The organism is Pseudomonas fluorescens (assembly GCF_902497745.1).
GTDB classification, from domain to species: Bacteria; Pseudomonadota; Gammaproteobacteria; order Pseudomonadales; family Pseudomonadaceae; genus Aquipseudomonas; species Aquipseudomonas fluorescens_BM.
Genome location: NZ_CABVHJ010000003.1, coordinates 219319 through 233431 on the forward strand (window position 1 = coordinate 219319; position 14113 = coordinate 233431).

Genomic DNA, 14113 nt, shown 5'->3' on the forward strand with positions numbered 1-14113 from the left:
TTCAGGCCTGAGTGTGGCTGCGCACAGCTTCAAGGCCAAGGCGTTGTATGGCACAGGTGCCGAGTCGGCGGTCAGAACATTGACCGTGACAGCGGCCACCGCCCCGACACTGACCTCCGTGAAGGGCTCGGTGAGCGATGCCGAAATTCCGCAGAACGGCACCACGGTAGAAACCGCCGTAAAACTGTCCGGCGTCGCTGCCAAAGGTCAGCAAATCGAAGTGTTCGACGGTGTAACTTCAAAAGGCAAAGCGACTGCCGATCCCGCAACAGGCAAATGGGAGCGGCTGGTTTCAGGCCTGAGTGTGGCTGCGCACAGCTTCAAGGCCAAGGCGTTGTATGGCACAGGTGCCGAGTCGGCGGTCAGAACATTGACCGTGACAGCGGCCACCGCCCCTACGTTGACCTCCGTGAAGGGCTCGGCGAGCGATGCCGAAATTCCGCAGAACGGCACCACGGTAGAAACCGCCGTAAAACTGTCCGGCGTCGCCGCCAGGGGTCAGCAAATCGAAGTGTTCGATGGTGCAACTTCAAAAGGCAATGCGACTGCCGATCCCGCAACAGGTAAATGGGAGCGGCTGGTTTCAGGCCTGAGTGTGGCTGCGCACAGCTTCAAGGCCAAGGCGTTGTATGGCACGGGAGCCGAGTCGGCGGTCAGGACGCTGACCGTGACAGCGGCCAGTGTCCCGACGCTGGACAATGTGCTAGACGACAAAGGGGTGGAAGTACCGAACGGCAAAACGACCGTCAGTACTACACTGAAACTCAAAGGCAAGGCAAGCAATGGTCAGAAGGTCGAAATTTTTGACGGTAACGGTGCAAGCGCGGAATCCAAGGGTATTGCAACGGCCGATAATGTGACCGGAACATGGGAGCGCACGATAACTGTTGCACTTGGACCACGTCGGTTATACGCAAAATCGCTTTATCACAGTGGCTCGATTTTTTCGGGTGTGCGTAACTTGACCGTGACAGCGGCCAGAACCCCGACGCTGGACAATGTGCTGGATGACAGAAATATGGAAGTGCCGGAAGGCACGATCACGGTCAGCACCGATCTGATACTCAAAGGCACCGCTAGCCTGGGTCAGCAGATCAACATCCGTGACGGCAGCGGGTCCGGTTCAGCCACAAGGGGCACTGCGACCGCCAACCTGACTACAGGCAACTGGGAGACCACAATCACAGTGCCACTGGGTGCGCGGCGGCTGTACGCCGAAGCACTTTATCCCAGCAATCCGCTGTATTCGAATGTTCGTAACTTGACCGTGACAGCGGCCACCGCCCCTACGTTGACCTCCGTGAAGGGCTCGGTGAGCGATGCCGAAATCCCTAATGCAGGTTTCACGGTAGAAACCGCAGTAAAACTGTCCGGCATCGCCGCCAGAGGTCAGCAAATCGAAGTGTTCGACGGTGCAACGTCAAAAGGCAATGCGACTGCCGATCCCGCAACAGGTAAATGGGAGCGGCTGGTTTCAGGCCTGAGTGTGGCTGCGCACAGCTTTACCGCCAAGGCGTTGTACGGCTCCGGCGCGACGTCGGCCGCCAGAACACTGACCGTCACCGCCGCCACCGCCCCGACACTGACCTCCGTGAAGGGCTCGGCGAGCGATGTCGAAATCCCTAACGCAGGTTTCACCGTAGAAACCGCCGTAAAACTGTCCGGCATCGCCGCCAGGGGTCAGCAAATCGAAGTGTTCGACGGTGCAACGTCAAAAGGCAATGCGACTGCCGATCCCGCAACAGGCAAATGGGAGCGGCTGGTTTCAGGCCTGAGTGTGGCCGCGCACAGCTTCAAGGCCAAGGCGTTGTATGCGGTCAGAACACGCCGAAGCACTTTATCCCAGCAATCCGCTGTATTCGAATGTTCGTAACTTGACCGTGACAGCGGCCACCGCCCCTACGTTGACCTCCGTGAAGGGCTCGGTGAGCGATGCCGAAATCCCTAATGCAGGTTTCACGGTAGAAACCGCAGTAAAACTGTCCGGCATCGCCGCCAGAGGTCAGCAAATCGAAGTGTTCGACGGTGCAACGTCAAAAGGCAATGCGACTGCCGATCCCGCAACAGGTAAATGGGAGCGGCTGGTTTCAGGCCTGAGTGTGGCTGCGCACAGCTTTACCGCCAAGGCGTTGTACGGCTCCGGAGCCGAGTCGGCGGTCAGGACGCTGACCGTCACAGCCGCCACCGCGCCGACGTTGACGTCAGTCAAAGGAACTCTCAGCGGCAGGGAAATTCCGAAGGGCGGGACAACAGCCGAACTGGCGGTGACCCTCAGAGGCATAGCTGCCAAAGGACTGAAAGTCGAGGTTTTCGATCATGCAGTGTTCCAAGGTGAAGCAACTGCCGATGGTGCCAGTGGTGAGTGGACCTTTAACGTAAGTGGTCTCGGCAGGGTAGAACACAGTTTCAAAGTAAAAGCACTATATGGAACGAGGCCAGAGTCAGCGCCTTGGAACTTTACAGTTCTAAAATCCATAAGTCTTCCAACGGGGAAGCTGTTAATCGGCCAGTCTATAAGTACTGAAACGTGCAGGATTACGTTTTCGCATCAAAGCCATGTGAACAGTTATGTAAACTGCGAGTATTGGAGAATTTTTCCGTATTTGGCCTCCACGACAGGATCAATTACATATCAACTCGACTTTATTGGCCAAACGACAGAGCGAGTAAATCTCAAGGCCGAGGGGGGGAACATTCTAGGCCCAACGACTATCACGTTTGCTTTTCTTAATTCATCCGGAGCAACGATGGGCACCATAAGTAAGACTATTAACAGGTGGGCGGAGTACCATTTAATTGATTCAGGAAGATTACCTGGGATTGCGTCGGTAAGGATAACTGTAACCGGCCAAATTTATATTACTAATTGGGAGTTTGGCAAGGTGCCATAGGCAGACTTTTTGCCCTCGCTTTCGGGTAATTGCAGAAATGCAGCCGACGTAAAACCCCGACCGAGTTTGAAGCTCGGCTGGGGAGAAAAGGGTACAGACTTATCTACCGTCAACTTTGGCCAAGGACTGAAAGAGAGAGGTGTGAGCGTGAATTGTCCGCTAACCGGAAATGCCCCTTTCGCGAGAGGGCTCGCTCCCACAAAGAAATGCACTCCCAATGTGTGAATGGAATGCAATTCAACTTTGGGAGCGAGCTTGCTCGCGAAGGGGCCAGTGAAGTCAGCGCAAATCGCCTTTTAAACTCAGGCGTTTAAAAGACACCTCCAGACACGCCTTCAAGGCTACAAATCCTTGCGCCATTGCCTACAGCCAAGCCAGAATCCGCCGGCTTGTGCGCTTTGGGGTCGGGTTCTATTGTGGGTCGGTCGCTGACGAATCAGCGATCGGGTTTAGCGACTCGAACTCAAGTCAAAGGTGCATCGGCGTTCCAGGCTTCGTTGCGGATTTGTATTTTCGCGATTTCGTCATGGTGGCTGTATGCGGGAGACCTTCGGGTCTGCCGGGTGCCTTTGACCGGTTCGCTAACCTGCGTACAGCCGCCACCCTCCTGTTTAGCGACAGGTTGTAGCGGCTCCACTTCAAAGGAGCTTCACCATGATCAAACCAACACCCAACCCACCCGAAACCGACCCCACCTCCCCCTACGAATCCCTCGATTCAAAAAAACTCCACGACGCCGCCGACCGCGCCCTCGATCACTACCTCTGCCCACCCGGCTCTACCCCACCGCCACGTAAAACCCGCCGGATGTACGCCGTCACCGCAGACTTCAAAAACGAAGAGCTGCTGGCCGATGCCAGCGAAACACTCGCTTCGGCCAGAACCATCGCCCATGACTTCGCCCACCTCATCCCCGCATCGCAGCGCAGGACGCTGTTGGGAATTGCGCAGCTGATCATGCTCGGCGAGCTGGCGGTGAATCGGGTGATGGATAATCTGGATTTGCCGCAGTAGCGACACGCGATGATCGTTCCCACGCTCCTGCGTGGGAATGCCTCAACGGACGCTCCGCGTTCGGCTTCGGAAGGGACGCGGAGCGTCCCGGGCTGCATTCCTTTGCTGCGCGTGGGAACGATCATAAAAAACCACCGCCCCGTTTTCAGCGGCTTTGCGATCGATTACTCAATACCGGAGGATTTTCACTTTTCCATTTTTGCTTTTGGGCAATTCAAACTCGACCTCACCGCCCACTTTGACGTTCGCCTGCCGGGCATCGGCCAATGGAATGCTGAATCGGTATTCTTTGGCGGTCAGAAAAAAACCCGTGGCTTCGGCAAAGGAAAGGGAACGTCCTGATTGCTTCGGTGTGATGGTGCCTCTTCCGGTTTTTTCATCGTAGCTGCTGAAAATACCTTTCATTGCCTTGCTCCCTTGCACTCGCCTGCCTGACCGCGTCAGTGCGCGGCTGCACCTTGCATCAAACTGCAAAATCACGGCAAGCGCACCTGTCAGAGTTGACAGTAAAGGGAGGTCTCAGACCAATGGCTGCAAGGCAACGTCAGGAATCACGGCGCAGATCCGGCGGAATCGGCAAGTCGTCCTTGAGCGGATCCGGGCGTTTGCCCTTGCCGGCGCGGTACTGGCGGATCTGGTAGACGTAGGCCAACACTTGAGCCACCGCCAGATACAGACCACCAGGAATCTCCTGCTCAAGTTCGGTGGAATAGTAGATCGAACGCGCCAGCCCCGGCGATTCGAGGAGCATGACGTTGTTGGCCACGGCGATTTCGCGGATTTTCAACGCGAGGAAGTCGCTGCCCTTGGCCAGCAGTATCGGTGCCCCGCCCTTCTCCGAGTCGTACTTGAGCGCGACGGCGTAGTGAGTCGGGTTGGTGATGACCACGTCGGCGTCGGGAATCGCTGCCATCATGCGGCGCTGGGACATTTCGCGCTGGGTCTGGCGGATGCGCTGTTTGACTTCCGGGCGACCCTCCTGATCCTTGTGCTCGTCGCGCACTTCCTGCTTGGTCATCAGCAGTTTCTTGTGGGCTTCCCAGAGCTGCACCGGTACGTCGACGGCGGCGATGATGATCAGGCCGCAGGCCAGCCACAAGGTACTCCAGCCGACCAGCGTGACGCTGTGAATGATCGCCATTTCCAGCGGCTCGTGGGCGATACGCAACAAGTCATCGACGTCCGCCGACAACACCACCAACGCCACACCCAAGGTAATCAGAAACTTGGCCAGCGCCTTGAGCAGCTCGACCACAGCCTTGAACGAGAACATCCGTTTGAGGCCTGCCGCCGGGTTCATCCGGCTGAACTTGGGCGCCAGGGAGCCCGCCGCAAACAGCCAGCCACCGAGGGAGATCGGGCCGATCAGTGCCGCCAGCAATAGCGTAATCATGAACGGCTGGATGGCCACCAGCGCCATCTGACCCGACTTCAACAAGAATGCGCCCATGGAACCCTGATCCATGATCACCTCACGCGAAAGCGTGAAGTTCAGGCGCATCAGCTCCATCAGGTCTTCGGCGAGCATGCCGCCGAACACCAGCAGCGCACCGGCGCCGGCCATCATCACGGCAAGGGTGTTGAGCTCTTTGGAACGGGCAATCTCACCCTTCTCACGGGAGTCTTTTTTGCGTTTGTCCGTGGGGTCTTCTGTTTTGTCCTGACCGCTTTCGCTCTCTGCCATGACTCAGCGCGCCCGTGCCAGTTCGCGTAGCAGCTGCAAGGCTTCAGTGGCCAGCGGCTGATACTGATTGAGAATGTCCGCCAGACCAACCCAGACGATGAACAGACCGAGCACCAGGGTCAGCGGAAAACCGATGGAAAAAATGTTCAGTTGCGGCGCGGCGCGGGTCATCACGCCAAACGCGATGTTGACCACCAGCAGCGCCGTAACTGCCGGCAATACCAGCAACAGCGCTGCACCGAGGACCCAGCCGAGTTTGCCGGCCAGCTCCCAGTAATGCGCAGTCATCAGACCGCTGCCGACCGGTAGCGTGGTGAAGCTTTCGGTAAGGACTTCGAAGACCACCAGGTGGCCGTTCATCGACAGGAACAGCAGCGTCACGAGCATGGTGAAGAATTGCCCGATCACCGCGACCGAGACGCCGTTGGCCGGGTCGACCATCGAGGCGAAGCCCATACCCATCTGGATCGCGACAATCTGCCCCGCCACGGCAAACGCCTGGAAAAACAGCTGCAGGGAAAACCCGAGTACCGCACCGACGAGAATCTGCTCGGCAATCATCAGCAAACCGCTGAGATCCAGCGGGCTGACCGCCGGCATCGGCGGCAGGCTCGGGGCAATGCACACGGTAATGGCCACGGCGAAATACAGGCGGATCCGCCGCGACACCAGCGTCGTGCCGAATACCGGCATCACCATCAGCATCGAGGCCACGCGAAACAGCGGCAACATGAACGACGCCACCCAGGTACTGATCTGGGTGTCGGTCAGCTGAAGCAGCGATTGCATGGCTTAGCCGATGACCATCGGGATGTTTTTGTACAACTGGATGATGTATTCCATGAAGGTCTGCACGATCCATGGACCACCGATGATCAACGTCACCAGCATCACCAGCAGACGCGGCAGGAAGCTCAGGGTCTGTTCGTTGATCTGGGTCGCGGCCTGAAACATCGCCACCAGCAAGCCGACCAGCAGGCTCGGCACCACCAGAATCGCGACCATCAATGTGGTCAGCCAAAGGGCTTCACGAAAGATATCGACCGCAACTTCCGGCGTCATGGCGAGACACCTCCAAAACTGCTGGCCAGGGTGCCGATGATCAGCGCCCAGCCATCCACCAGCACAAACAGCATGATCTTGAACGGCAGCGAGATGATCAGCGGCGAGAGCATCATCATACCCATCGCCATCAGCACACTGGCCACGACCAGGTCGATGATCAGGAACGGAATGAAGATCATGAAACCGATCTGGAACGCGGTTTTAAGCTCGGAGGTGACGAACGCCGGCACCAGAATGGTCAGCGGCGCCTGATCCGGGGTGGCGATGTCGGTGCGCTTGGACAGGCGCATGAACAGCTCCAGATCGCTGGTGCGGGTCTGCGCGAGCATAAAGTCCTTGATCGGCACCTGGGCCTTTTCCACGGCTTGCTGGGCGGTAAGGGTTTCCGCCAGATACGGTTGCAGCGCGTCCTTGTTCACCCGGTCGAACACCGGCGCCATGATGAACAGGGTCAGGAACAGCGCCATGCCGGTGAGGATCTGGTTCGACGGCGTCTGTTGCAGGCCGAGGGCCTGACGCAGGATCGAGAAGACGATGATGATCCGGGTGAAGCTGGTCATCAGAATCACGGCCGCCGGAATGAAGCTCAGGGCGGTCATGATCAGCAGGATCTGCAGACTGACCGAATACTCCTGCGCGCCATCGGCGTTGGTGCCCAGCGTGATCGCCGGGATCGACAACGGATCGGCGGCGAACGCCAGTGGCGCGGCCAGCAACAGGGCCAGCGTCAAGACGATGCGTAGCGCACCCATTACTTCGTATCCTTCTGATCCTTGCCGAGAATCTTCAGCAGATGCTGAGCAAATTCCGGGGTCGCTTTTTCACGGGTCGCAGGCACGTCGACCGGTTCCTTGAGTACATGCAGCGCGGTGATGGTGCCGGGGCTCAGACCGAGCAGGATCTGCTCGTTGCCGACCTGCACCAGCAGCAAGCGGTCACGCGGACTGAGGGCGCGCGAACCGATCAGCTCGATCACTTGCCCCTTGCCTGCCGGTCCGGCTTGCTGCACCCGGCGCAACAGCCAGGCGAGGAAGAAGATCACGCCCAGCACCAGCAACAGGCCAAACACCAGTTGCGTCAGTTGCCCGGCCACGCCGCTGGTGACCATCGGCGCGGTGGCGGCAGGCACTGTCGTGGCTGTCGACGGCTCGGCAGCCAGCACGCTCAATGGCAATGCCAGCAGAGCCCAGAGAAACCGTTTCACTCAGCGCAGCTTCTTGATGCGTTCGCTTGGGCTGATCACGTCGGTCAGGCGGATGCCGAACTTCTCGTTGACCACCACCACTTCGCCGTGCGCGATCAGGGTGCCGTTGACCAGCACGTCCAGCGGCTCGCCGGCCAGACGATCAAGCTCGATCACCGAACCCTGGTTCAGTTGCAGCAGGTTGCGGATGTTGATGTCGGTGCTGCCCACTTCCATCGAGATCGACACCGGGATGTCGAGGATCACGTCCAGGTTCGGACCGTCCAGCGTCACCGGATCGTTGTTCTTCGGCACGCTGCCGAACTCTTCCATCGGCAGACGCGAGCCGCTGGCTGCGTCGGCCGCCAGCAGGGCGTCGATGTCAGCTTGACCATCACCGGTTTCTTCCAGGGCAGCAGCCCATTCGTCAGCCAGTGCCTGGTCGTCCTGGGCGTTCATATCGTCGTTCATCATTTGTCCTCGGCGGGCAAAAATTCAGTTAAATGCTTGGGGGTTGGAGCGCCGCTTCAGCGACGCTCGATCGGCTCGATCACCTGCAACGCGAGGTTGCCTTTGTGCGAGCCCATCTTGACCTTGAAGGCCGGCACGCCGTTGGCGCGCATGATCATGTCTTCCGGCATCTCGACCGGGATCACATCGCCCGGCTGCATGTGCAGGATGTCGCGCAGTTTCAACTGGCGGCGAGCCACGGTGGCACCGATCGGCACGTCGACGTCGAGCACGTCCTGGCGCAGGGCGTTGACCCAGCGCTCGTCCTGATCGTCGAGATCCGACTGGAAACCGGCGTCGAGCATTTCGCGTACCGGCTCGATCATCGAGTACGGCATGGTCACGTGCAGGTCGCCGCCACCGCCGTCGAGTTCGATGTGGAAGGTGGAGACCACGATCGCTTCGCTCGGGCCGACGATGTTGGCCATGGCCGGGTTCACTTCCGAGTTGATGTACTCGAAATTGACTTCCATGATCGCCTGCCAGGCTTCCTTCAGATCGACGAAGGCCTGCTCCAGCACCATGCGCACCACGCGCAGTTCGGTCGGGGTGAATTCACGCCCTTCGATCTTGGCGTGACGACCGTCGCCGCCGAAGAAGTTGTCCACCAGTTTGAACACCAGTTTGGCGTCAAGGATGAACAGCGCGGTGCCGCGCAACGGTTTGATCTTGACCAGGTTGAGGCTGGTCGGTACGTACAGCGAGTGCACGTATTCGCCGAACTTCATCACCTGCACGCCACCGACGGCAACGTCCGCCGAGCGGCGCAGCATGTTGAACATGCTGATGCGGGTGTAACGGGCAAAACGCTCGTTGATCATTTCCAGAGTCGGCATGCGTCCGCGGACGATGCGATCCTGGCTGGTCAGGTCGTAGCTTTTGACACTGCCGGGTTCGGCAGCGTTATCGGTCTGTACCAGACCATCGTCGACGCCATGCAACAGCGCATCGATTTCATCCTGGGACAGCAGATCCTGCACGGCCATGTCGTGTTCCTACTGCAGTACGAAATTAGTGAAAAGCAACTGTTCGATCACCACTTTGCCCAGCTCTTTCTGCGCCACTTCCTGGACGCTGGCTGTGGCCTTCTGGCGCAACATCTCTTGGCCGACCGGGGTCGCCAAGGTGGCGAAATCCTGACCGGAGAAGAGCATCACCAGGTTGTTGCGGATCACCGGCATGTGCACTTTGAGCGCTTCCAGATCGGCCTGGTTACGCGCCAGCATGGTGATGCTCACCTGCATGTAGCGCTGACGGCCGTTCTGGTTGTAGTTGGCAACGAAGGCTGGCGCCATCGGCTCGAAAATCGCTGGCTGCTTGCCGACGGGCGCTGCATCGGCGGCCTCGGCAGGCTTGCTCTGGGCACTGTGCATGAAGAACCAGGTCGCCCCCACGGATGCGCCAATGGCCAGCAGCAACGCCAGCACGATCACAATGATCAGCTTGAGTTTGCCTTTGGTTGCGGGGTCTTTCACTGCTGCTGTTTCGCTCTTCGCCATGCCAATAATCCGTCACTATTCGGGTTTTCACAGTCGCACGGCAAGGCAAGAGCAAGTGTTATGCCAGAAGTGTCGGTGGAAGCGGAGACAACACCAAAGTCAAAGGCACCCTCACCCCAGCCCTCTCCCGGAGGGAGAGGGGGCCGACCGAGTTGTTTTGTCGTCATACGTCGACCTGAAGTACCGAGTCGATTATGGATTCACAGCAGAATTATCAGATCGACGTACTTCGCAAGCATCCCCCAATCAGCCCCCTCTCCCTCTGGGCGGTCCGACGTTTCGGGAGGGCCAGGGTGAGGGGCTCTGTCGTGGAACGTCGACCAGAAAGGCCGGATCGATCATGGATTCACAGCAGAATTATCAGATCGACGTACTTCGCGAGCGTCCCCCGATAAGTCCCCTCTCCCTCTGGGCGGTCCGACGTTTCGGGAGGGCCAGGGTGAGGGCTCTGTCGTGGAACGTCGACCAGAAAGGCCGGATCGATTATGGATTCACAGCAGAATTATCAGGTCGGCGTACTTCGCAAGCATCCCCCAATCAGTCCCATCTCCCTCTGGGAGAGGGTGAGGGGCCCTGTCGTGATAAGTCGACCTGAAAGGCCAGATCGATTATGGATTCACAACAGAAGTATCCGGTCGGCGCACGTCCCGAGCATCCCCCAATCAGTCCCCTCTCCCTCCGGGAGAGGGTTAGGGTGAGGGGCTTTTGATTTTGATCAGGCGTAATAGTCGACCGCACTGCTGCCGATGACGCTGGTGGTTAGCGCAGCGGCTTCAGCAATGGCGGCAGGCGCCAATTCTTCATCCGCCGAATCGAGGCGACCGCCGGCAGCGCTGGTGCGACCACTCTGGCCCTGCTGAGCCTGTTCCTGGCCTTGCTGCCCCTGCCAGCCACGGTTCTGGTCGGAGACATTGACGTCGACCTGGCCCATGCCCTGCTGGTTGAACATGTCGCGCAGGCGATGCATCTGACCATCCAGCGCTTCACGCACGCTCGGGTGCGCACTCATGAACGTCACTTGCGTCTGCTGATCCGGGACCATGTTGACGCGAATGTCCAGGCGCCCCAGTTCGGCCGGTTGCAACTGAATGTCCGCCGCCTTGAGATTGGCGCTCGACAGATACATGACGCGGTTGACGATTTCTTCGGTCCAGCCGCTCTGATGCATGGCGATCGGCTGGTTCACCGGCACGGCATTCGCGGTCTTCGGCGTGGCGGCTTGAGTCAATGCCGCCAGACGGTTGGCGAAGTCATCCACGCGGGTATCGCTGGTCGCTGTCTTGAGATCTTTGAGGCCGTCGTCGATCAAGCCGCTAAACGCTTTGTCGCCGCCCTGACTGGTGCTGTCCTTGTCGGCTTGCACGTCGAGCATGCTGGCCATGCCGGCGGCGAAGTTCTGCGCCGCAGTCAATTCGCCGTCAGCCTGAGCCTGAGCCGGCGAAGCCTTCGGTTGCGCCTGGCTGGCAGCGGAAATGTGCCCGCCCTGCTCCATCGCCATACGCACGGCCGGCATCGAGTCGAGTGGATCGGCCGAAGGGTCGAAATCGCTGTCGGTGGTCGGTGCCGGATCTTTGACCACTCCCGGCAAAACGGCGAGCGCAGGGGTTTCGGCCTCAGACTGGGCGGCGGCCGGGGCTTGCACCACTGGCGTGGTGACAGCCGGCTGCACAGCGATGGCCAATGCCGGATCAAGTGTCGGGTCAACCGGCGCCGCATCAACCACCGGCGTCTGGGCAGTGCTGGTGCTGTCGTCGCTGCTGGCGGATGTGTCATCGCTAGCTGCGGTTTTATCGGCAGGCAAGTCGTTGCCGCTATCGGCAACCGCCGGTTGCGCAGCGGCAGACGGATCCTTGCCGATATCCTTTTTGCCGCTGTTGTCAGCCACCTTGTCGCGTGACGCCTTGGGCGAATTATCGATGCTTGCGACTGGCTTGCCCGGTCCCTGATCGGCGAACACTTTTGCGAAGCTTGAGGCTTTATCCCCGGTATCTACGGCCATGGCCGACGTTTTCGCTGAGGCGGCTTGCGCCTTGGCCTGAGCGGCGTTCTGAAGAAGGATGTTGGGGGTCGCAGGCATGAAACGGTCTCCGCTGCACTGGGATCGTAGGTACAGTTGCGGAGATAGCTGCAAGTGCCGGGCCAGTTTTGTCCGACGCTTGAGAAAAGCGCCGGACGGCGGGATCAGTGAGTCAACGCGTGCTGTCGCTCGTCTTCGTAAACAGGGCGGACATCTGCGAACTCGCCACTGATGTCAGCCACCAGCCTGGCGATTTCCGAGGGGCTTTTATCTTTGGCGTCCGATTCCAGCTCCTGGCAGAGCGCCGCCAAGCGGACAGCTCCCATGTTGCTGGCGCTGCCCTTGAAGCTATGGGCCACTTCCGACAACACCTTGGCATCCGCTGTCTCTTGCAGCACAACCAAGCGACTTTCGGAATCCGCCAGAAAGGTATCCAGAAGCTCCGGATAACCCTCCTCCATGACTTCGCGCAGTACGCTCAGCGCCTCGCGATCGATATGTGTGTCAGTCACTTGTTCACTCCTTGATCAAGAATTGCGCGGATTATGCCTCAACCTCCCAGGAAAACTCCACGCGAGCACTACGACCTTCGTCCGACCAACTGGCATTACGCCCTAAATGCCGGACCAGACTGACGCCGCGTCCCGACAAACGGACACCGTCCAGCGGCCGCTCCATGACTCGTGCCACATCAAAACCCTTGCCGCTGTCTTCAACACGAATGATCAGTCGGCCGCCCTCGCCGTGTGGCTGCACCTGCAAATGCACGCGCACGAAACCATCCTGCAACGCGTCCAGCCGGTCATTGCGCTGCTGATAGTAGCGAGCGAAACCCGCCGCATCGCGCTTGAGACTGGAATCCAAGCCAAGCACGCCATGCTCCAGCGCATTGGAATACAACTCGGCCAGCACGCTGTACAAAGCACCACTCTGCGCCCGCAACCCATGCACCTCAAGCAGCAACTGCAGCAGGTATGGCAACGGATTGAAACGTTTTAGCGTCGCGCCACGGAATTCGAAACTCACCGACCAGTCGAGCGGGCACGACTGGCCGCTGTCGGAATACACCGGCGCCGACGTCTTGACCTGCGCAGGTTCCAGCAGGCTGACCTCGACCATGCTGACATCGTCGCGCGCCTCACCGCGAAAATCCTGCAGCGCCTGCTCGATATCCTCGAACAAGCGATCCGGCTCGCGATTGGCGGCGAACACCTGCTGCAAACGCTCGACACCGAACAGTTGATCACTGGCATCACTTGTGTCGATCACCCCGTCGGACAACAGGAATACCCGATCACCGGCAGCCATCGGATGCACTTCCGTACGGTCGTCGAACGCCTGCGCACTCAGCACACCCAGTGGCAAGTGCCGCGCTGCCAGCGGTACACGCTCACCGCTGGCGATCCGATGCAGATAACCGTCAGGCATGCCGCCGTTCCACACCTCGACGGAACGCCGCTGAAAACTCAGGCACAGCAGCGTGGCGCAGCAGAACATGTCCACCGGCAGGATGCGTTTGAGCTTGGCGTTCATCTCGCGCAGGGTTTCCGCCAGGCCGTAACCCTTGGCGGTCATGCCGTAGAACACCTCGGCCAAAGGCATCGCCCCGACCGCTGCCGGCAGGCCATGACCGGTGAAATCGCCCAGCAGCACATGCATGTCGCCCGCCGGCGTGTAGGCCGCCAGCAGCAGATCACCATTGAACAAAGCATAGGGCGATTGCAGATAACGGATATTCGCCGCGCTCAGACAACCGGAGTGCGCAACCTTGTCGAACACCGCTTTGGCCACGCGCTGTTCGTTGAGCAGATAATCATGGTGTTTGGCGATCAGGTCGCGCTGTTGCAGCACGGTCGCCTGCAAACGGCGCAAGCGATCCATCGCCTTGATTTTGGCGGCGAGGATCACCTGGTTGTAAGGCTTCGCCAGAAAGTCGTCGCCGCCAGCCTCCAGACAACGGGCCAGCGCTTCGCTTTCGGTCAGCGAGGTGAGGAAGATGATCGGCACCAGGGTTTCGCCCGCCAGCGCCTTGATCTGCCGCGCAGCCTCGAAGCCGTCCATCACCGGCATCATCGCGTCCATCAGCACCAGATCGGGTTGCTGTCGGCGAAACAGATCAAGCGCTTCGGCACCGTTGGCGGCCGTCAGGACTTCGTGACCCTGACGACGGACGATGGTCGACAGCAATAAGCGATCGGCGGCGCTGTCTTCGGCGATCAGGATCGTCAGCGGCTCTTGCACCTGCATGGC

The 14113-nt window shown here is 59.3% G+C and carries 15 protein-coding genes; 3 read left to right on the top strand and 12 right to left on the bottom strand.

What is annotated here, in order from left to right; all coding sequences use genetic code 11:
- Positions 1-130: 130 nt before the first annotated feature.
- The 3 genes from F8N44_RS31270 (at position 131) to F8N44_RS06150 (ending at position 3905) form a co-directional block, all read left to right on the top strand.
- Positions 131-1873, top strand: coding sequence for a hypothetical protein (locus F8N44_RS31270; protein ID WP_191630862.1), 1743 nt, complete (start codon positions 131-133; stop codon positions 1871-1873).
- A 52-nt stretch (positions 1874-1925) separates the two neighbouring features.
- Positions 1926-2891, top strand: coding sequence for a hypothetical protein (locus tag F8N44_RS31275; protein WP_191630863.1), 966 nt, complete (start codon positions 1926-1928; stop codon positions 2889-2891).
- A 654-nt stretch (positions 2892-3545) separates the two neighbouring features.
- On the top strand, positions 3546-3905 hold the full coding sequence (locus tag F8N44_RS06150; RefSeq protein ID WP_150649704.1) for a DUF6124 family protein: 360 nt from the start codon (positions 3546-3548) through the stop codon (positions 3903-3905).
- A 168-nt stretch (positions 3906-4073) separates the two neighbouring features.
- On the opposite strand, the gene F8N44_RS06155 is transcribed toward F8N44_RS06150, so the two are convergent.
- From F8N44_RS06155 to F8N44_RS06210, 12 genes are all read right to left on the bottom strand, one after another.
- On the bottom strand, positions 4074-4310 hold the full coding sequence (locus tag F8N44_RS06155) for a hypothetical protein (RefSeq protein ID WP_150649705.1): 237 nt from the start codon (positions 4308-4310) through the stop codon (positions 4074-4076).
- Between the two features lie 139 nt (positions 4311-4449).
- A complete protein-coding gene (flhB, locus tag F8N44_RS06160) occupies positions 4450-5589 on the bottom strand; it encodes a flagellar biosynthesis protein FlhB (RefSeq protein ID WP_150649706.1) in 1140 nt (379 codons plus the stop codon).
- 3 nt (positions 5590-5592) lie between these two features.
- Positions 5593-6378 (bottom strand): flagellar biosynthetic protein FliR, encoded by a 786-nt coding sequence (gene fliR, locus F8N44_RS06165; protein ID WP_095114145.1) that lies wholly within the window; start codon positions 6376-6378, stop codon positions 5593-5595.
- A gap of 3 nt (positions 6379-6381) precedes the next feature.
- Positions 6382-6651, bottom strand: a complete 270-nt coding sequence (fliQ, locus tag F8N44_RS06170) for a flagellar biosynthesis protein FliQ (RefSeq protein WP_038363854.1) — start codon at positions 6649-6651, stop codon at positions 6382-6384.
- Positions 6648-7406: a flagellar type III secretion system pore protein FliP gene (gene fliP, locus F8N44_RS06175; RefSeq protein WP_150649707.1), complete on the bottom strand. Its 759-nt coding sequence runs from the start codon at positions 7404-7406 to the stop codon at positions 6648-6650. The genes fliQ and fliP overlap by 4 nt, the downstream gene beginning before the upstream one ends.
- A complete protein-coding gene (gene fliO, locus F8N44_RS06180) occupies positions 7406-7858 on the bottom strand; it encodes a flagellar biosynthetic protein FliO (RefSeq protein WP_150649708.1) in 453 nt (150 codons plus the stop codon). The genes fliP and fliO overlap by 1 nt, the downstream gene beginning before the upstream one ends.
- On the bottom strand, positions 7859-8308 hold the full coding sequence (gene fliN, locus F8N44_RS06185) for a flagellar motor switch protein FliN (RefSeq protein WP_007920031.1): 450 nt from the start codon (positions 8306-8308) through the stop codon (positions 7859-7861).
- 56 nt (positions 8309-8364) lie between these two features.
- A complete protein-coding gene (fliM, locus tag F8N44_RS06190; RefSeq protein WP_003222890.1) occupies positions 8365-9333 on the bottom strand; it encodes a flagellar motor switch protein FliM in 969 nt (322 codons plus the stop codon).
- Between the two features lie 9 nt (positions 9334-9342).
- The gene (gene fliL / locus F8N44_RS06195; RefSeq protein WP_007920033.1) at positions 9343-9846 is read right to left on the bottom strand and encodes a flagellar basal body-associated protein FliL; all 504 of its coding nucleotides are present in this window, start codon (positions 9844-9846) and stop codon (positions 9343-9345) included.
- A gap of 715 nt (positions 9847-10561) precedes the next feature.
- The gene (locus tag F8N44_RS06200) at positions 10562-11923 is read right to left on the bottom strand and encodes a flagellar hook-length control protein FliK (RefSeq protein ID WP_150649709.1); all 1362 of its coding nucleotides are present in this window, start codon (positions 11921-11923) and stop codon (positions 10562-10564) included.
- 104 nt (positions 11924-12027) lie between these two features.
- Entirely contained in the window at positions 12028-12375 is a 348-nt protein-coding gene (locus F8N44_RS06205) for an Hpt domain-containing protein (protein WP_150649710.1), read from the bottom strand.
- A 31-nt stretch (positions 12376-12406) separates the two neighbouring features.
- The gene (locus F8N44_RS06210; RefSeq protein ID WP_150649711.1) at positions 12407-14110 is read right to left on the bottom strand and encodes a fused response regulator/phosphatase; all 1704 of its coding nucleotides are present in this window, start codon (positions 14108-14110) and stop codon (positions 12407-12409) included.
- Positions 14111-14113: the final 3 nt, after the last annotated feature.